Source organism: Teichococcus globiformis (genome assembly GCF_042646265.1).
Taxonomy (GTDB): Bacteria; Pseudomonadota; Alphaproteobacteria; order Acetobacterales; family Acetobacteraceae; genus Pseudoroseomonas; species Pseudoroseomonas globiformis.
In genome coordinates, this window is record NZ_JBHRTN010000004.1 from 394,593 (window position 1) to 412,075 (window position 17,483).

13 protein-coding genes are annotated in these 17,483 nt (G+C 60.8%); 4 read left to right on the forward strand and 9 right to left on the reverse strand.

The window, feature by feature from the left end; genetic code table 11:
- The first annotated feature begins 186 nt into the window (after nucleotides 1-186).
- Nucleotides 187-480 carry a hypothetical protein gene (locus ACFOD4_RS03755; RefSeq protein ID WP_379594460.1) on the forward strand — a complete coding sequence of 98 codons (294 nt, stop codon included), beginning with the start codon at nucleotides 187-189 and terminating at the stop codon, nucleotides 478-480.
- Between the two features lie 199 nt (nucleotides 481-679).
- On the opposite strand, the gene ACFOD4_RS03760 is transcribed toward ACFOD4_RS03755, so the two are convergent.
- Nucleotides 680-1,180, reverse strand: coding sequence for an AAA family ATPase (locus ACFOD4_RS03760; protein ID WP_379594462.1), 501 nt, complete (start codon nucleotides 1,178-1,180; stop codon nucleotides 680-682).
- A 268-nt stretch (nucleotides 1,181-1,448) separates the two neighbouring features.
- Between ACFOD4_RS03760 and ACFOD4_RS03765 the strand changes: the two genes are divergently transcribed.
- A complete protein-coding gene (locus ACFOD4_RS03765; protein WP_379594464.1) occupies nucleotides 1,449-3,263 on the forward strand; it encodes a glycoside hydrolase family 15 protein in 1,815 nt (604 codons plus the stop codon).
- Nucleotides 3,264-3,418: 155 nt separating this feature from the next.
- Nucleotides 3,419-4,534, forward strand: coding sequence for a Gfo/Idh/MocA family protein (locus tag ACFOD4_RS03770; RefSeq protein WP_379594466.1), 1,116 nt, complete (start codon nucleotides 3,419-3,421; stop codon nucleotides 4,532-4,534).
- 56 nt (nucleotides 4,535-4,590) lie between these two features.
- On the opposite strand, the gene ACFOD4_RS03775 is transcribed toward ACFOD4_RS03770, so the two are convergent.
- The 8 genes from ACFOD4_RS03775 to ACFOD4_RS03810 all read right to left on the reverse strand — a co-directional run bounded on the left by ACFOD4_RS03775 (nucleotide 4,591) and on the right by ACFOD4_RS03810 (nucleotide 15,693).
- On the reverse strand, nucleotides 4,591-5,241 hold the full coding sequence (locus tag ACFOD4_RS03775) for an SOS response-associated peptidase (RefSeq protein ID WP_379594469.1): 651 nt from the start codon (nucleotides 5,239-5,241) through the stop codon (nucleotides 4,591-4,593).
- Between the two features lie 698 nt (nucleotides 5,242-5,939).
- Nucleotides 5,940-6,920, reverse strand: a complete 981-nt coding sequence (locus ACFOD4_RS03780; protein ID WP_379594471.1) for a UDP-glucuronic acid decarboxylase family protein — start codon at nucleotides 6,918-6,920, stop codon at nucleotides 5,940-5,942.
- A gap of 74 nt (nucleotides 6,921-6,994) precedes the next feature.
- Nucleotides 6,995-7,909, reverse strand: coding sequence for an NAD-dependent epimerase/dehydratase family protein (locus tag ACFOD4_RS03785; RefSeq protein WP_379594473.1), 915 nt, complete (start codon nucleotides 7,907-7,909; stop codon nucleotides 6,995-6,997).
- Nucleotides 7,909-8,631 (reverse strand): nucleotidyltransferase family protein, encoded by a 723-nt coding sequence (locus ACFOD4_RS03790; RefSeq protein ID WP_379594476.1) that lies wholly within the window; start codon nucleotides 8,629-8,631, stop codon nucleotides 7,909-7,911. Before ACFOD4_RS03790 ends, ACFOD4_RS03785 begins: the two co-directional genes overlap by 1 nt.
- A 20-nt stretch (nucleotides 8,632-8,651) precedes the next feature.
- Entirely contained in the window at nucleotides 8,652-9,638 is a 987-nt protein-coding gene (locus ACFOD4_RS03795) for a GDP-mannose 4,6-dehydratase (protein ID WP_379594478.1), read from the reverse strand.
- A gap of 37 nt (nucleotides 9,639-9,675) precedes the next feature.
- The gene (locus tag ACFOD4_RS03800) at nucleotides 9,676-10,467 is read right to left on the reverse strand and encodes a glycosyltransferase family 2 protein (protein WP_379594480.1); all 792 of its coding nucleotides are present in this window, start codon (nucleotides 10,465-10,467) and stop codon (nucleotides 9,676-9,678) included.
- Nucleotides 10,464-11,972 (reverse strand): hypothetical protein, encoded by a 1,509-nt coding sequence (locus ACFOD4_RS03805; protein ID WP_379594482.1) that lies wholly within the window; start codon nucleotides 11,970-11,972, stop codon nucleotides 10,464-10,466. The genes ACFOD4_RS03800 and ACFOD4_RS03805 overlap by 4 nt, the downstream gene beginning before the upstream one ends.
- A gap of 505 nt (nucleotides 11,973-12,477) precedes the next feature.
- Nucleotides 12,478-15,693, reverse strand: coding sequence for a glycosyltransferase (locus tag ACFOD4_RS03810; RefSeq protein ID WP_379594484.1), 3,216 nt, complete (start codon nucleotides 15,691-15,693; stop codon nucleotides 12,478-12,480).
- Nucleotides 15,694-16,119: 426 nt separating this feature from the next.
- Here ACFOD4_RS03810 and ACFOD4_RS03815 point away from each other — a divergent pair, with 426 nt between their 5' ends.
- Nucleotides 16,120-17,214 carry an acyltransferase family protein gene (locus ACFOD4_RS03815; protein ID WP_379594486.1) on the forward strand — a complete coding sequence of 365 codons (1,095 nt, stop codon included), beginning with the start codon at nucleotides 16,120-16,122 and terminating at the stop codon, nucleotides 17,212-17,214.
- Nucleotides 17,215-17,483 lie beyond the last annotated feature (269 nt).

A 17,483-nucleotide genomic window follows, 5' to 3' on the forward strand; every position in this document is an offset into this window, starting at 1 on the left:
TGGAGCCTGCCAAGCTGAAGCAGCTGAGGGATGCAAGTCGGGTGTCGGGTCCCGCCCGATAGAGCTCAACATTGAATGGGGCAGCTAGATCACAAAGCGTAAGCCTGACGTCCCCGGCCCTGGCAAGTTCGTTCCAGGATCAGCATAAGTGAGCTTCCCTGTTCCTCGTGCCGTGGACCCCCCGCGATGCCTCTGATACGCGCTGCCATGCTGCTGGCTCTCAGCCTTGCCCCCTTCACCGGTGTCAGGGCCGATGAGCGCCCGGTTGAGCCCATCGGCGTCCAGGAATGCGACACCTTCATTCAACGCTGGAACCAGTGCCGTCCCAAGATGGCGGTCAATGAACGGCTGGCGATGGACAACAATGTCCGCCAGCAGCGCTCAGCCTGGGTGCAACTTGGACCGAGCCGTCGCCCCATGGTCGTGCAGTCCTGCGTACAGGCGGCACAGATGTGGCTGGATGGAAATGGCTGTGAGTAGGGCCGCCTGACCAGGGCCGCATTGGCCAAGCAAGCTCGGCACCGGCCAAGGCCCTGGTCAAGACCGTTCGGCCCGGAGGACCAGGGTTGGCTGGAGAAGGAATGGTGGGCCCTGGGCCGGCATTCACCAGGCAGACCAAAGGCAGCCCTGCCTCGCCCGCGACCGGCGAAGCAGGCCGAGCCGCCGGAGCCTCACAGAGTCAGTCGATCCGGACCCCATGCATGTTCGCCATCTCGATGGCGGTCGGCGGTTCCCAAAGAGTTTCAACGAAGTCGAACATTGCCCGGCTGACCGGCATGGCGAAGGTAGCCCCCTTGTTCTGATTGCGTGCCTGAACCCGGGCCCAGCGCATCTCCGCCGCGCCTTCCAGCAGATGAAGCTGAACACCGAAGCCGGCATTGCGAGCCAGGGCGGCCACTCGTTCGCGATGTTCGGCGGTGGTGAAGCCGAGATCCAGAAGAACGGGCAAGCCCTGCCTGGCCACCTGCAGGGCCATTCGCCCGATCTGCGCCTCGCAGCGCGCGACGCGCTCCATCATCCAGGCCAGCTCGATCGTTTCCGGAACATCCGGCCCGAACAGGGTCATCATCCACTCGTCAATGGAGAAGCGGATGCCGCCCAAAGTGTCCGCGAGCGTCATGGCGTAGGTGGTCTTGCCGGCACCGGTTGAGCCACAGATGAGATGGAAAAGCTTGGACATCTTGCTCAACCCATATGGGGGGCGACAAAGCCGCCATACCTGTCGTGGATAGCCCAGCTGTCCCAGTGTGCCAACCGGGCAGGCCGTCGGACGGGGCAACGCACGCCGCTGACGAGGGTTATAGGACCTGATGAATGGCATTGGCTGCACCTGACCGCGCCGATGGCTGACGGATGAGGTGAAGCTTGCACGGAGCGAATTGTTTGCGGGACGCGGGAACTGTGTCAGGCGCAGCCGAGCATCGCCAGTTCTCACGGCCGAGGGCCTGATGGATCACTCCTTTCCGGTCGCCGCCAGAGCCCAGGCGGCTGGCCAGCGCACCGACGGCTGCCTTGCCCTGGAGGATTACGGTGCGCTCGGTGATGGGAGATCGGTGGCGCTATCAGGCGCCGATGGCTCCATTGACTGGTGGTGTGTGCCCAACCTGGACTCGCCGCCGCTCTTCGATCGGCTGCTGGATCCCGTTGAGGGCGGACGGTTCTCGGTGACGCCCGAAGAACCATTTACCGTCGAGCGCCGCTACCTGCCGGACAGCAATGTGCTGGAAACCCTGTTCACCACCGCCTCCGGCCAGGCGCGCGTGACGGAGTCGATGAACAGCGACACCGCGGGCCGCCTGCCCTGGGCAGAACTCGCACGCCGTGTCGAGGGCGTCCGAGGCCAGGTGGGGTTCAGGGTCGAGATGCGCCCAGGACGCCGCGCCAGCGCAGCCAGCCCTTACCATTCCTGCATCGGCAAGCATCACGTGTTTCACGTTGAGCGAGTGCTGGGGCTTTTGCTGCACTCCGACGGCTTCAAGCCGGACTGGTCGGACGAGGCCGTGCACGGCCACTTCACGGTTCGCGCAGGACAGCGCGAGATCCTGGCCATCGTTGCTGGGATGGACGAGCCACTGGTTGTTCCGCCCATTGCGGAGATCGACCGCCGCATTGATACCTCCGACGAGGAGTGGCGCACCTGGGCCAGGCTCGTCGGCCACAAGGGCCAGCGCCGGGCAGAGTTTGTTCGCAGCGCGCTGGCGCTCAAGCTGCTGCTGTTCTCCCCTTCCGGCGCCATCGCCGCGGCTGCGACCACATCCTTGCCCGAGGGCATTGGTGGCGGCAAGAACTACGACTACCGTTATGCCTGGGTGCGAGACGCCGGCTACACCATCAAGGCCTTTCTAGCGGCAGGCGCCCAGGCGGAGGCGAAGGCGGCGTTTTCCTGGCTGCTCGAACGGCTGCGGGAAACGGGACCGCGCGTCTGCTACTCGCTGTTCGGGGACGAGGTGCCGCCGCTGCGCGAGATCGATGTGCCCGGCTACCGCGGTTCGTCGCCCGTCGTGGTGGGCAACCAGGCGAGGCATCAGCATCAACACGGCATCTACGGCGACATCTTCGAGACCGCGTCCCGCTTCGTCAGCTGCGGCAACATTCTGGATTCGCGCAGCGCGGAAACGCTGTCCCGGCTTGCCGACCAATGCGCTGACCGTTGGCGGCAGAAGGATGCAGGCCTGTGGGAGCTCTCCGAGGCGGAGCACTACACCATGTCGAAGGTCAGCTGCTGGCAAGCCCTGGCCCGTGCGGTGGAGTTGGCCGATGACGGCCAGTTGCCAACGACCTGCCGTGATCGCTGGGCACGGGAGCGGGACCGGATCGAGAGCTGGATCAACTCGAATTGCTGGTCCGAGGTGAAGCGCGCCTTCGTGCTGCATCCCGGCAGCGAGAAGCTCGACGCTTCCTTGGCCCTGGCGGTCCGCTTCGGATTTGACGGGCGCGACCGGCTGGCGTTGACGCTGGACGCCATTGACCAGGATTTGGGTGCAGGTCCGTTTCATTATCGCTATGGCGGCGTGGAGCAGGATGAGGGCTGCTTCCTGGCCTGCACCTTCTGGATGGCGGAGGCTCGTGCGCTGCTTGGCCAGAAGGACCGCGCCTGGGCGACCCTGGACGCAGCCACCACCGCCCTCGGACGGGGTGTGGGCATTTTTACCGAGATGGCGGACCCTGTGACCGGGGCCTATCTCGGCAACCTGCCGCAAGGGCTGACGCACCTCGCCCACATCATGGCGCTGAACGTGCTGGAGGAGCAGCAGGGCTGCTGAAAGAGAGCCAGGCTTCGCCTTGGTCCAGACGCGAGGAAGCAGCCAATTCGCTTCCCGGCGGCCCGACCCCGCACATGATGTGCAGCTTTGCCACGCCAGGAACGGCGCGCTGACACCGCCATCCCTGCCGCAACACCTCCCGGAAGGAGAATCGCATGTTCGGGCACAAGAAGAAGGTCCGCTACGCCGTCGTGGCGGGTGGGCAGATCTCCCAGCAGGCCTTCATGCCGGGGATTGGCCGCACCGATAACTCCGAGCTGGCGGCACTGGTGACCGGAGACCCGGTCAAGGCCGACAAGCTGGCCAAGCTCTACAAGATCAGGGCCTGGTCCTACGAGCAATACGACGAACTGCTGCATTCGGGCGAGATCGACGCCGTCTATGTTGCCACACCGAACTTCCTGCACATGCAATACACCGTCCCGGCGCTCGAAGCGGGAATCCACGTGCTGCTGGAAAAGCCCATGGCGTCCAGCATGGCGGAGGCCGAGGCGATCCTGGCGGCACAGAAGAAGAGCGGCGCCAAGTTGATGATTGCCTACCGGCTGCACCACGAGCCGGGCACGGTTGAGATGATCACCCGGGCGCGCGGCAACGAATTTGGCGAGTTGCGCAGCTTCGTGTCCACCTTCACGCAGAACGTCGCGGAGGCCAACTCGCGCGGCCATAACGGCTACTGGGGCGGCCCCGTGCCGGACATGGGCACCTACCCGCTGAACGCGGTGCGCAACCTGTTCGGCCAGGAGCCGATCTCGGTCCATGCGGTGGGTACCAGGACGCCTGGTCGCGGCTTCAACTTCCATGACACGGTGGCAGTGACGCTGGCCTTTCCCGGGGAGCGCGTGGCCCAGTTCACCGTCAGCTACGCGACAGCCGCCTCGGAAGGCTTCGACCTGATGGGCACCAAGGCCAGCATCCATGCCTCTCCCTGCTTCATGTTCGGCCCGAAGACCGGCATCTCCTATGTCGAGAAGAGCGGCGACGGCAGCCGGGAGCATAGCTTCGATCCGGTCGAGCAATTCGGCAACGAGACGCAGTACTTCTCCGATTGCATCCTCAACGACTGCCACCCCGAGGCGGATGGCGAGGAAGGCTTGTTCGATATGCGCGTGCTGGCGGCTGTTGAGCGCTCGCTGGACACGGGCGAAACGGTGAAGCTGGAGCCTCTCCAACGCAGTCGCCATGTGCAGCCCGACCAGGCGCTCAGGCTGAAGCCAGCCAAGGCGCCTGGCGAGGATGAGTTGATCAGCGTTATCCCGCAGTCGGCGTAGGCAGGACACCAGGCGCGGTTCAGCGATGGCTAGCTTCGCGGAAGCGGCGAAGCTTTCTAGCCATTCGCAGGATCCGCCCGGCTCCCCTTCGCGACGGCCAGCATGTCAGCATCCGGAAGCGGCCGTTGGAGCTGCCGAGCAATATCCCAGGGCGATTCAAGCCAGGTGTCGAACTCGTCCGGCGTGGTCAGCAGCACTGGCATGGCCTTGGGATGGATGGCGCCCACCACCTCGTTCGGCTCGCAGGTGAGGAAGCCGTAGAGTTCATGCTCGCCATCCACCGGGTTCGCCTTGGTGCCACGCATGCCCCTCCACCTCGTCCAAATGCCCGCGAAGGCGAAGAGCGGCCGCTCCTCTGACAGGGCGAACCAGACCGGTGTCTTCCTGGGCTTTGTGTCTTCCCATTCCGAGAAGGAGGTCACCGGCACCAGACACCGGTTCACCGTGCCGAGCCAGCGACGCCAATGCGGGCTGGCTGTGTTGCGGATGTTCGTCACGGGATGGCCGCCATACTGCTCCGGGCCTGGCATGCCCCAGCGCATCATGGTCAGCTCACGCTCACCACCCTCGGGCTGGCGGACCACCGGGGCCATGCTGTCGGGATAGATGGCAGGCAGCGGCGGCAGATTGCCGACATTGTCTTCCATGACCTGCATAAGATCGCGGATGGCTTGCTGGCTCGACGTCATGCTGTACAGGTTGCACACGAATGAGGACCTCCGGCTGCCCATGAACATCACCCTGCGCGGCGAAAGCCCCGCCATGCCCCTGGCGATCACTGCTCGGTCTTAGGCTGGCCACAGCATCACCGTGGTCCAACAATTCGCCACGTCATCACGATCGCCCATCGACCTCAGAGCCTCAACGCCGACCTCATGCCTGCTCCCGGCGGACAGGCTGCACCAGCATCACCGTGAACCCTAACTCAGGTAAGCGCTGGACCTGTTAGTACAATCCTGCGGAAGGCGAGGAGCCGGCGGCGTGCAGTCATCAGGCCAGCCACAGACTGCGCCAGGAAGCTCGTCCAGCCCGAGGAGCAGTTAGAGCGCCGCGAGGCAAGGCGCCATGCCAGTCCCATTGTGCCAGCATGTTCGGCGCAGCGGCCCGGGCCTCAAAAGGCGGCAGGATGTCAGCGTAGAGCCGGATGCCGTCTCGCAAGCGCCACCGGGGCGATTCCGGGCAAGCAAGGCAAGTCATCCAGCTTTCGGTGGTTCACCGAAACTCCTGCCATTGTGCGGGATGGCTCAGCCGGCAGGCTCTGCTTCTCGTCATCAGCAATGCCCGCTCCGCATCGGCGCCATCCATCTTCCTTCGCGATTTTAACGTAAGTAGCCTCGTGGACGGAACCTGCGAGGCGCACCTGTGCGTAGGCCTCGCCTTGATGCTGATTGTTCAGAAGGCAGCCCTACCGTGGCGCCAGCATCTGACCATACGGTGTGGTAGAAGCGAGTAGTTCATCGAAGTAGGCAATTGTTCTGCGCAATCCGGTATCAAGAGAAACCTGAGGCTTCCAGTTGAGAAGGTCTCGGGCCTGGCTGATGTCGGGCTTTCGCTGCCTTGGATCATCCTGCGGCAGCGGGCAGTGAATAATCCTGGACTTGGAGTTAGTCAGTTCGATGACCTTCTCTGCAAGTTCGGCGATTGTGAATTCATGCGGGTTGCCCAGATTGACCGGGCCGGTGACCTCCGACGAGGTGCCCATTAGCGCAATGAACGCCGAAACCATATCATCAACATAGCAGAAGGACCTTGTCTGACGACCTTCTCCGAAGACCGTGATATCCTTGCCGAGCAAGGCCTGCACAATGAAGTTCGATACCACACGGCCGTCATTCGGATGCATCCGCGGCCCGTAAGTATTAAAAATACGGGCGACCTTGATATTCAGGTTATGTTGCCGACGATAGTCGAAGAACAACGTTTCAGCACAACGCTTTCCCTCATCATAGCAGGAACGAGGCCCTATCGGATTAACGTTCCCCCAGTAGTCCTCCGTCTGTGGATGAACCACGGGGTCGCCGTAAATTTCGCTGGTGGACGCCTGGAGGATCTTGCACTGCAGGCGCTTCGCAAGGCCCAGCATGTTGATTGCACCCAGCACGCTGGTCTTTGTCGTATGCACCGGATCCCGTTGGTAGTGGATGGGAGAAGCCGGGCAGGCCAGGTTGTAGATCTCGTCCACTTCCAAATAAACAGGCTCGGTCACATTGTGGCGCAATAGTTCAAATCGCTTATGAGCGAAGAGGTGTTCGAGATTACGTCGGCTTCCGGTTAGGAAGTTGTCCAGGCAAAGTACCTGATGGCCGGCTTCCAGCAGCCGCTCAGCCAAATGAGACCCCAGGAAGCCTGCACCCCCCGTGATCAGAACTCGCTTCTCAAGGTGCATGATGCGTCCTGTGGTGCGTTCATGTGGATTGAGTTGTAGAAGACACGCGAAAACGCAGCGGCGTCGGAGATTTACTAGACAGCAGCCTGCGCTTCAGCGAGCAAGAGTGGAATCAGTCGGTCAAACTGAGGCCCTTGGGGACGAAGACCGAGTTCCGCCAGCCGCTCAACACTACCTGTCAAAACCGGCATGTCGCCCGGCCTCAGCAATCGGGGATCGATCTCCGTTCGAAGCGGTCGGCCCGTGGCCGCTATCATCGTCTCCATCAATGTCCCCAGTCTGAAAGCATGACCACTGCACAGGTTCACCACAGGCCATGGCCAGCCAGGACAATCCGCAAGAGCCACGAGGATCTTCGCTGCTTCTGCCACATCGATGAAGTCGCGTGCGACCGTCATGTCTCCGGTGCGCAGCACACTTCCATCTTTCAGAGCCCTTGCGATCCGCCGGGCAAAAGAGCTGAGCGCAAGGCCCGAGGGCATACCGACGCCGACGGCATTGAACAGCCGGACCGTCAACACCGTCAGACCACGTTCTGCAGCCGCCAGTCCCAACAAGGTTTGGGAGTGCTTCGAGATGCCGTAGGCGCTACGAGGCTGGCAAGGATGATCTTCCCGGACGGGCATCATATCGGCGCCGATGAATCCGTACTCGGCCGCCGACCCCAAGAGGATGACACGGGGTGGAGCCGCCACCTGCGCGACGGCGTCCAACATCGCAGCAGCCGGTAAGGTGTTCGCTTCCAAGAACTGCTGAGTGGTTTCCGCGTGGGTAATACCGGCACAATGCACCACAACATCGGGCTGGCTGAGTTGCAGGGCGCGTTCAAACACCTCGCGCGTCCAGGGAGCGGGGCCTAACGCCAGCACATTCTCTTCGATTGTTTCATTCGCGCGGACCGCGCGGATGACCTCGACATCGGCCGCAGCCGCCGCAGCGAGGACGTGCCGCCCGAGAAAGCCGCTGGACCCGGTCAGCAGCAGGCGCATCAGGCGACAACAGGTGCCAGAAAGGCCGCGGGCTCTTGCTCGACGAGCTTTTGCGCGGCGGCGAAATCGTCCGGGCGGCCGATATCGAGCCAGGTGCAATCCTGCTGGTGGCAGCGCACCAGACTATCGGACGCGGACATGGATTGCATCAAGGCCGGCATGTCGAGGTACTCGCCCGGCACGATCCACCGCCGCACCGCGTCACGGTTCAACACATAGAGGCCCATGCTGACCAGCTGCTGATAAACAGGCTTCTCGCGATAGCCGACCATCCTCATCTGGTCATCGACGTCCAGCAGCCCGAACTCCGACCGGATTTCCCGGCGAAACGTCCCGATGGTCGCGGCAGCGCCGCTGGACTGGTGATCTTCGATCATCCGGCGCATGTCGAGCGTCGTCAGAAGATCCCCATTCGTCAGGATAAAGTTGTCGTCGAGCTTGTCGATCACCAGCCCCATCGGACCAGCCGTGCCGAGAGGCTTGTCTTCTACGCTGTAAGTGATCGAAAGTCCGAACCTGGAGCCATCGCCAAAGAAGGCTTCGATCAAATGCCGCAGATGATTGACGGCGATGATAACCTTGGTCACGCCGGCCGCGTGCAACTGCCGCAAAAGGATCTCGAGGACAGGCTTGTCGCCGAGCGGCATGAGGGGCTTAGGAAACAGGGCTGAGTAGGGATGCAATCGCGAGCCCTTTCCGCCAGCCATGATGATCGCCTGCATGTTCCTCGCCCCCCGTTCCGTCAAACCGTGTAGGTTGCCGGTGCGTACAACTCACGATGAGCCGACACAAACTCAATGGTCCGGCGCAATCCGTCGTCCAATGACGTTGTCGGTCGCCATTTCATAAGCCGGTCAGCTTTCGCGTTATCGGATACCAGGTTCAGAACTTCGCTCTTGCTAGGACGATCCCTCATGGCGTCATGGACGATCGGCTTGTCCACGCCCATCAATCTCAGGATCCGGTGCGCGAAGTCCCCTATGCTGTGGGTCTCGCCCGTTCCGAGATTGATCGTCTCGCCTTCGACGTTCTCTGTTGTCCCGGCAAGGATGAAGCCTTCAACCGTGTCGGTCACGAACGTCATGTCACGTCTGGGTGTCAGAGAGCCCAGATGAACAGCCTCCCTCTCCAGAGCCTGGGAAATGATGGTCGGAATGAAGGCCCGCGCGGATTGCCTGGGACCGAACGTGTTGAACGGCCGGAGCGTGACGACCGGCAGGTCGAAGGACCGGTAATAGGACTCAGCAATCTTGTCGGCGCCAATCTTGCTCGCTGAGTACGGGGATTGACCCTGAAGCGGATGGTCCTCATCGATGGGTGTGCGAAGCGCGGTGCCGTAAACCTCGGAGGTGCTGGTATGGACCACGCGCTGCGTCTTGAGGCGCCGCGCAGCTTCCAGCACGTTCAATGTTCCCTCCACATTCGTCCGTACATAGGAGCGTGGAGCCACATAGGAGTAGGGAATAGCGATCAGCGCGGCGAGGTGAAAGACGATCGTCTGATCTTCCATGGCTCGCAAGACAAAGTCACTGTCCTCCAGATTGCCTGCAAGAACAGTCAAGTTGCCACGAAGCTCAGATGGCAGAAAATCCAGATTGCCAATGGAGGAAGCCGAATTATACCGGACCATGGCAGTCACGTTGGCGCCGCGTTGGAGCAGGACCTCAACGAGGTGGCTTCCGATGAACCCGGCCGCGCCAGTTACCAGAACTTTTTTGCCTGCAAACACCCTACTCTCCAAGAATAGATGCTTTAAGCCTTACCGACTAACTGCCTGCCTGTCGAGAAGCCGTCCGTCCATGAGCAGTTGTCAGGCTCTTCGTGGAACTCCCGATCCTCTTACGAAAGAGCGAAAAAGGCGTAACCAGTGCCTGCTCTGCACTCGTCCGCCTCACCAATGAATGCGGCTGGATACGAACCAAGTGCACGGTGCCCGGAACCTTGCGGTGCAGCAAGCCTTGTGAGACCGTTTCTCCGTTCCAGCACCAGTCTTCATAGCCGAAACCCTCTCGAATAGCGGAAGGCCGGTACGGCACTCGCTCCAATACTTCCCGCGGGCTGAAGCTGAGCGATGTCCAATGATTTCTCAGTCCGAGCGTCACCCAATCACCGGCTTCAGTGTCAAGATCATGATGCATCATCCAGATGGGGCTGGTCTCGGCGCCGAAGTACAGGTTGGCTTCCGGGTGCCACACGGTTGGTTCGTTGGAATTTTCAGCGCAGCGATAAGCTTGCGCGAGCCAGTTGCTGCTCCATAGATCGTCTCCATCCAGGAAGGCGAAGTATCGGCCCTTCCCCGACGCTGCGGCGGCATTGCGCGCCAAGCCAAGATCATCAACCGTCAATTCAAGTATCTCGGCGTCTGCTCGCGGTACGGTGTCAAGATAGTCCCGCATCGCTGCGTCCGGGCAATCAGCGGCGATAATGATCTCCACCCGAAGCCCTTCTGCAGCAGCAACCCGTCGTGCTTCAAGCATGCTACGGAGCGAGCTATGGGCCAGCACACCTTCGCGGTGCACGTTAAGGATCGCCGTGATGTCCGGCCGTTTGCCGCTCATGCCACAACTGCCCTCTTTCTCGACAGAAAACCTGGATCCTGGGATAAGGCCGCGATCCATTCCTCGTCTGAAGTTCCCGAGGGAAGAAGGCGGAACTTCCGGTGGAGGACTTCTGGCAAGCCGTATCTCCGACAGACTTGCGCCAGCCAATCCTGGTCCTCGCCATACACGCCGGCGAGGTATGGCACGCATCTCCGCAGGTACCTAAGCTCATAGTCTTGGCTCAGAGGTCCATCTGCACCGGACTGGCGCGTGAAGGCACCGAAAAGCCCCGCGTAGCGCCGCATGCGACTTCCATAGCGAGCCAGGACCTCCCATCCGATCTCGCTGTCCAGGACTAGAACCGATTGTGGTCGCAGATGATGGATCAATGCCTTTACGATCTGGATGCGCTGATCACGGTCGAGGTCGGCAGTGAACTCCGCCAGCGAACGCCACTCCACGCCGCGAGGCAAGCTGGTGCCGGTGGAAGCAGAGACTTCATCCGCAGCAACGATCAGCAGGTCAGATTTCGAGTGAACGGCGTGGCGACTGATGCACGCCAGATGCCGATGCAAGTGCCGGTCATCGATCGACCTGACAACGACCAGCGCACGGGGCACATGGTTCAGCGACAGATAAAGCCTGCGCCAGCCGACCGTCAGAGCGGCAGGCAGATCAACCATGACCGGCAGGTCCTCAAGTGCGACCGCCGACAAACGCGCCAGATCGAACTCCGAGGAAGCGAAGGCTTCGATCAATTCCCTGGCCGCGCTTAAGGCTTCGGAGCCTGGCCTGCGGAGCCTGTCCTGCAACATGGTTGCGGCGGACACAAGTCGTCTCCCCTCCGCCGCACCATAACTCATGTAGTGTTCGAGTGGATTGAGGCGAGCGGCCGCGACATCCGCATTGGCGTTCAAGTAGCCAAGCGTACTGAAAAGCGGACCTGGATCCCTTCCTTCCGCCGCACCGTGGAGCAGGTAATGCTCAAGTGGATTGATGCCAGCTCCCGCCACGTCAGGGTAAGTCTCAAGATACCATCGGGTGCTGAAGAGCGGCCCCGGGTCCCGACCTTCCGCAGCGCCATGCGTCACATAATGTTCGAGCGGGTCGATCCCCGCCTGCGCCACATCCGGATAGGTCCTCAGGTACCAGTCCACATCGAACAACGCCGCGAAAGACGGTTTGGGTGGAGGCAGCGGCCGCCGCCCCTCCGCTGCCCCATGATCCATGTAGTGCTGAAGGGGATTGAGGCCGGCCTTCGCCACGTCGGGATAGGCTTCAAGGTACCAGCGGGTACTGAAGAGCGGGCCTGGATCGCGTCCTTCCGCCGCACCGTAGGTCATGTAGTGCTCAAGTGGATTGACACCCGCCCCCGCCACGTCAGGGTAAGTCTCAAGGTACCACCGGGTGTTGAACAGCGGCCCCGGGTCGCGACCTTCCGCAGCGCCATGCGTCACATAATGGTCGAGCGGGTCGATCCCCGCCTGCGCCACATCCGGATAGGTCCTCAGGTACCAGTCCACATCGAACAACGCCGCGAAAGACGGTTTGGGTGGAGGCAGTGGCCGCCGCCCCTCCGCTGCCCCATGATCCATGTAATGCTGAAGGGGATTGAGGCCAGCCTTCGCTACGTCGGGATAGGCTTCAAGGTACCAACGGGTACTGAACAACGGTCCGGGATCGCGTCCTTCCGCCGCACCGTAGGTCAGGTAGTGCTCAACAGGGTCGACCCCGGCCTCCGCGACATCTGGATAGTTCCGCAGGTACCAAGCTGTGTCGAACAAGGGCGCTAGTTCCTGAACACGCGAGTTCTGGATCTGCCCACCCTCCGCCGAAGCCTGGGCCACAACATCCCTGGACAGGCGCGCCCCTGGCACAGGCAGGCCTGAAACGTTCGGAGTGTGCCGCCCAGTGTCAGACACTGCCATCCCGGATTGTGCCGACTGGCCCGAAGGCCAGCACCGAGAAGCAAGCGGCCGTACACGACGAAGCCAGCTCAAGACCGCCATCCGAGGCCCAGGCACTTCATCAACCATGTTCTTGCTGCGCCGGAAGAACATGAAGAAGGGCCTGCTCGTACCGTTCCAACATCTTACGCAGGGCGAGCCGCTCTTCGGCGTCCTCGCGGGCCATGACGCGCATGGGCGCAAGAACTTCGCGATTGGTCACCACCTCAGCGATGACATCGACAAAGCCGTCTGCATCACCGGCCTCGCGAAGCCACCCGGTGCGACCCTGCCGAACAAGGGAAGGCAGGCCGCCGATCTCCGACGCGAGAACAGGCGTGCCAACGGCAAGAGCCTCCATCACCACCACAGGGCGACCGTCCAGTTTTGACGGCACCACAAGCAAGTCGATGGAAGCCAGAACAGTGCTGATGTCGTCCACTTCCCCGAGGAGCTGAAACCGTCCTGCCGGGAAGCCGGCAGCGTCGATGGCATTCCTGATCTCCGGGCCGAGATGGCCGGTCCCTGTCATGATAAAGCGAACAGGCCAGGACGGGTCCGCTCGTCGGGCGATTTCGACGAAGCCAAGCGGATCCTTCTCCTCAGACCACCGTCCACAGAACCCGACAATGATGTCACCGTCATTCTGGCTGACCTTTTCCCGCCATTCCTGCGAGCGCAGGCCTGGATGGAGCCGATCAAGATCCACACCGCTCTCGATCAACCGGATCCTGTCGTCAGTCTCATCATGCTCAAGGAGCCAGCGTCGCACATCTTCGTTCTCGACGATGGTGAGATCGATCTGGTCCCGGCGACGGCGATTATTCTCGGTATGGCCAACCGTGTTGAAGAGAAGATCAACCACCTGGAGGCGGGTAAACCGTTGCCGCAGAGTGCGCAGATTGTCGTAGGCGAAGGCGCTGCCGACGATCCAAAGCAAGTCGACGCCCCGCGATTCCACAAGGTGGCCGAGGAAGTCGTCCCAGTACTCCCGCGGCAGGAACTTCGGCAAATGGAAGATTTCGCACGTATGCGGCTCAAACCAGGCTGTCGTATCGCCATGTACCTCGTCGGTAGCGATCGAGGTGGTAATGATGACGCGCCATCCTTGGCTAGTCAGGGCGCCAACGACGGAGCTCAGGAGCCTCTCCGCTCCACCCAGGATGAGAAACGGCATGGCCAGAAGAAGAACCGGCTTGCCTGCGGACCGGCCATCATCGTTCCGGGGCTCAAGAAAGACGCGAGACAGCGCAGCAAGAGGTGTGGCTGGCCTGAGCGCAGCGCTGCGACTGGATCGTTCGATAGCTTCCGACGTTATCAGATCGGCATTCATCATGCGGATCAACTCTCGCTGACGCGTCACCGGCACAACGTCAGACCGTCGGCTCAGACTTGTGCCGTGGACGCGGTACAAGAGCAGCGGATCAAAGGCCAGATTCAGGAAGCGGGCACCCAGCGCAGCCAAGCGGACCCAGAAAGACCAGTCTTCATAAACATAGCCCGTGACCGTACGGTCTGTATCCCGGTATCCGCCGGCTTTTTCCCACAGTGAGCGCCTGAACACAGCGCAGGTCAGAACGTGATTCCCCTCCAGGATTGCATCGAGGTCAGGCCTTTCGACAATGTGGATGACGGTCTGTTCCTTACCGAACATCTGCAACGCGGCGGAAACCACATCGAAGCCATGACGCTCGAGCAGGAATAGAGCCTTCTCGAGATAGGTCGGGCGCAGCATGTCGTCCGCATCAAGGCAGCAAATGTACTTACCTCGTGCCTGACTAATTCCGAAATTGCGGTTTGCTCCCGCGCGATGCCCACCGCCTTGCATCAACACCCGCACGCGGGAACGATCGAGCTCCGCCACCCGCAGCCGCGAATCCGGTTCCGACGATCCACCCTCGACGACGATGACTTCCAGGTTGCGGAACGTCTGCCGAAGAACCGAGTTGATCGCATCCTCCACGAACTTGCCGTAGTTGAAGGATGTGATGATAACGCTGACCAGCGGCCGGTCTGCCGGCCACGCGCCGTCAATTGCGGCAAAGGGTTCAGGCCGATGCCCTGTTATGTCCATCACTTTCAGATCAACGCCAAGGACGGCGGCAGGCTCCGCCTCGTTCGATGAAGCTGGAACAGCGCCCGCCACGATGGGCTGAGTGCCTGGAAGCGCTTCCCCCGAGATCTCGGCAAGCGGCACGGCTTGCGTTGATGCATCTGGGTGCCCGGCCTGAAAGGCAGCCGGCGCCGAAGTCGCAGCGTCGCGCAACTGCTGCCTGACTGCGATCAACTCCCTCGTCAACTCAATCTCGTTCCGCCTGGCATCCGCCGGAAGTGTTCGCAAAGCCTCTTCCGTGTGGCGCAAAGCCGTCTGCGCATCGTGGAGAGCGGCCGCCGCGGCTTGCTGTTCTTCGCCGAGCAGCCGCAGGCGCCAAAGATCGTTCTGCCAAAGATCAGCCAGGCGACGCAGCATCATCGGATTGAAGGCTTCAGCAGCCATCAATGTCAGCGCATCAACATCTTCATGCGCTGTATGAGCAGCGTGAATCATTCCGACCTGCATGCGTGCCAGTCGTTCGTCCGGCGACTTGGCCTCCGCATCTCGCGTCAGGACACGGGAAGCCAAGCCGGCAATCCTTGCCGCCTTGGCCGCATCGCGAACAACCAGCCCAACATAGTTGGAGCCGTAATTCCGGATCCGTATTTCCGAGCCGATAAGATGGCACCCCAGCTCATTCTCGATGAGCCGCCGCAGCCCCTCCTCCGACGGGTACCAGACGTGTTCCAGCGATGATGAGAACCAGATGTCGTTGTTGCCAGTTTCAGACAACAGTGGGACTTCGAACAGCAAAACCCCATCATGTTGAAGCATCTGGAGGGAGTATTCAATGCCGAGCCGAAGATCACTGAGATGTTCATAGGTCGCAATAGACGATATGACATCGAACTTTCCCGCATAACGAGCGGGCAGCTCTTCGTTCAGGACGTCGTTGCCTATTACCGTGATGCCGTGGCTTTCGGCCACGCGAATCATCTCGTTGTTGGCTTCTATTCCGTACTTCTCGTAGTCCGGCCCCAACTTGCGCAACAGATGTCCGTTTGTGCAACCGATGTCCAACACGGAACCTTTTGGACAAAGCAGCTTGATCAGTGCGGCGGCCCAGCTGACCCCGTGCTCGGCCGTGTAGTCATAATGGCTATAGCCATGAGTATGCACTTCGTCGCCCTGAGCACCTGTCCCGTAATACTGGTCACCATAGAAGACGGAGAGATCGTCCGGGATGATCTCGATGACTCCCATCGTGCACTCTTCACATCGAAGCACAGTCACGCCATCACTGCGCTTTCGGAGAGGAAGCAAGCCATGGTGGCAGCAAATTTTGCATGCATGCTGCCAAGCACCGTTCGATGACAAATTACCAGCTTTCTTTTGCAATTTGTACCTGCGTGCTCGACCGTTGATCTTGGGATGATAACGCCAACTGGCTTTGGTGAGAAGGGAAGCAAGGCGGATCTGAGTAGATGCATTGCTTCACTGCACGCAAGGAGGCGACGTCTTCGCTCCGACGGGTTGAGAACAAAAGGCGCTGTGGACTTCTCACATGTACCACCCGCCTTTATTGCCGGCGCCTCGGCCACATCTTGAAGCCTTCTGCATCACGATCTGGCCTTATTGATGGGAACGTGCGACACCCATGCTGGCACAGGCCCGGGACGCCAAGACGATATGAAGACTGATGTCGAGGATTTGCCGGCGCTGACAAGTCTGCGCTTCTTCGCGGCAGCATCAATTGTTATCTATCATGCAAAGCTATATACTTCCTGGCCTCTCCTGGGAGACGCCCCGGCTACTTTGATTTCTGGCGTTTCGTTCTTTTTTGCACTTTCCGGCTTCATTCTTATGCACGTTTATAGTAACCGACCCGAGGTTGGTTACTGGCAATTCCTGAAGTTGCGCCTGGCCCGAGTGTGGCCAGTTCATGCGGCGACCTTTCTCCTGACAGCTACTCTCGTGACGCCGGCTACTTTTCACGGGGTCGGGTGGTTCTCCGAAGTCTGGACGGCCATTTCCAACCTGCTGCTCACACACGCAGCCGTGCCATACATGGCGTACGGATTCTCTTGGAATGCTGTGTCCTGGAGCATTTCAACTGAGTTTTTCTTCTACATGGCGTTTCCGCTTCTTCTTCCTTGTATCCTACGTGCGTGGCCAATCTGGCTCGGCTACACCTTCATCCTCGCGTTCAGCATCTGTTTCGCGCTTTATCTCGCCGGCCTCCCGGTAATATCTGACAATGTTTACGAGTTGACCCTTTTTTCCGGAATCTACACCAACCCGGCTGTGCGCGGATTGGAGTTCGTTCTGGGCATGGCGACCTGGGTGCTGTGGGATCGACACCTTCGCCGGCGGAGCTTCTCCCTTGTGTGCTGGAGCAATGTCGAGTTTGCGGCCATCCTGGCGGCGGCCTTCTGGTTCATGCCGGGTGGCGGATTCGATCGTGTCGGATTGTACGTCATCCCCGGCTGGGCCCAGCCATGGTATGGTCCAGCCGGATCCTCCCTGCTATTCGCCATCCTGATTGCGGTCTTTGCCGGCGGGCGCGGCGTAGGCGGGCGCTTTCTCGCCTTCCGGCCTCTTGTTTGGCTCGGCGAGGTAAGCTTCTGCATCTACATGCTGCACATGATTCTGTTCAAGGTTGTCGCGGCAAAGGATCAGGCTCTTCTTTCGTTGGAGTTCTACGTGCCGCTTCTGCTGATGCTCTCGGCTGCCCTGCACTACTTCGTCGAACTGCCGGCCCGCCGTGTGATCCGACGGCTGTAGGCACTGAAGCCTGCGGCGGTTGTTCGTGCAAAGGCTGATCAAGTGCGGTGTTCGCGGTGCAGGACGTCGATGGATGAAGTTCGCGCCTTGGCGTTCCCCTGCGGCAAGCGCCGCCCATCATTCTGAGCAAGGCACCCTGCTCCGAGAGTTGAGATGGGTTTCCTTCTCATCGTTCCGGCCGCATCGCTGCAAAGCGTTTGACAACAAAGAGCCATCCGATCGGCCGGCCTTCAGGCTCATGGTTCCATCCGCGTTCCCGGGTGTTTGCT

Coding starts and splice junctions, on each gene's coding strand:
- ACFOD4_RS03790 (WP_379594476.1), bottom strand. CDS start 8,631: ATGCAGGCGATCATCATGGCTGGCGGAAAGGGCTCGCGATTGCATCCC.
- ACFOD4_RS03760 (WP_379594462.1), bottom strand. CDS start 1,180: ATGTCCAAGCTTTTCCATCTCATCTGTGGCTCAACCGGTGCCGGCAAG.
- ACFOD4_RS03815 (WP_379594486.1), top strand. CDS start 16,120: ATGAAGACTGATGTCGAGGATTTGCCGGCGCTGACAAGTCTGCGCTTC.
- ACFOD4_RS03810 (WP_379594484.1), bottom strand. CDS start 15,693: ATGGGAGTCATCGAGATCATCCCGGACGATCTCTCCGTCTTCTATGGT.
- ACFOD4_RS03785 (WP_379594473.1), bottom strand. CDS start 7,909: ATGCGCCTGCTGCTGACCGGGTCCAGCGGCTTTCTCGGGCGGCACGTC.
- ACFOD4_RS03755 (WP_379594460.1), top strand. CDS start 187: ATGCCTCTGATACGCGCTGCCATGCTGCTGGCTCTCAGCCTTGCCCCC.
- ACFOD4_RS03800 (WP_379594480.1), bottom strand. CDS start 10,467: ATGAGCGGCAAACGGCCGGACATCACGGCGATCCTTAACGTGCACCGC.
- ACFOD4_RS03780 (WP_379594471.1), bottom strand. CDS start 6,920: ATGCACCTTGAGAAGCGAGTTCTGATCACGGGGGGTGCAGGCTTCCTG.
- ACFOD4_RS03765 (WP_379594464.1), top strand. CDS start 1,449: ATGGATCACTCCTTTCCGGTCGCCGCCAGAGCCCAGGCGGCTGGCCAG.
- ACFOD4_RS03770 (WP_379594466.1), top strand. CDS start 3,419: ATGTTCGGGCACAAGAAGAAGGTCCGCTACGCCGTCGTGGCGGGTGGG.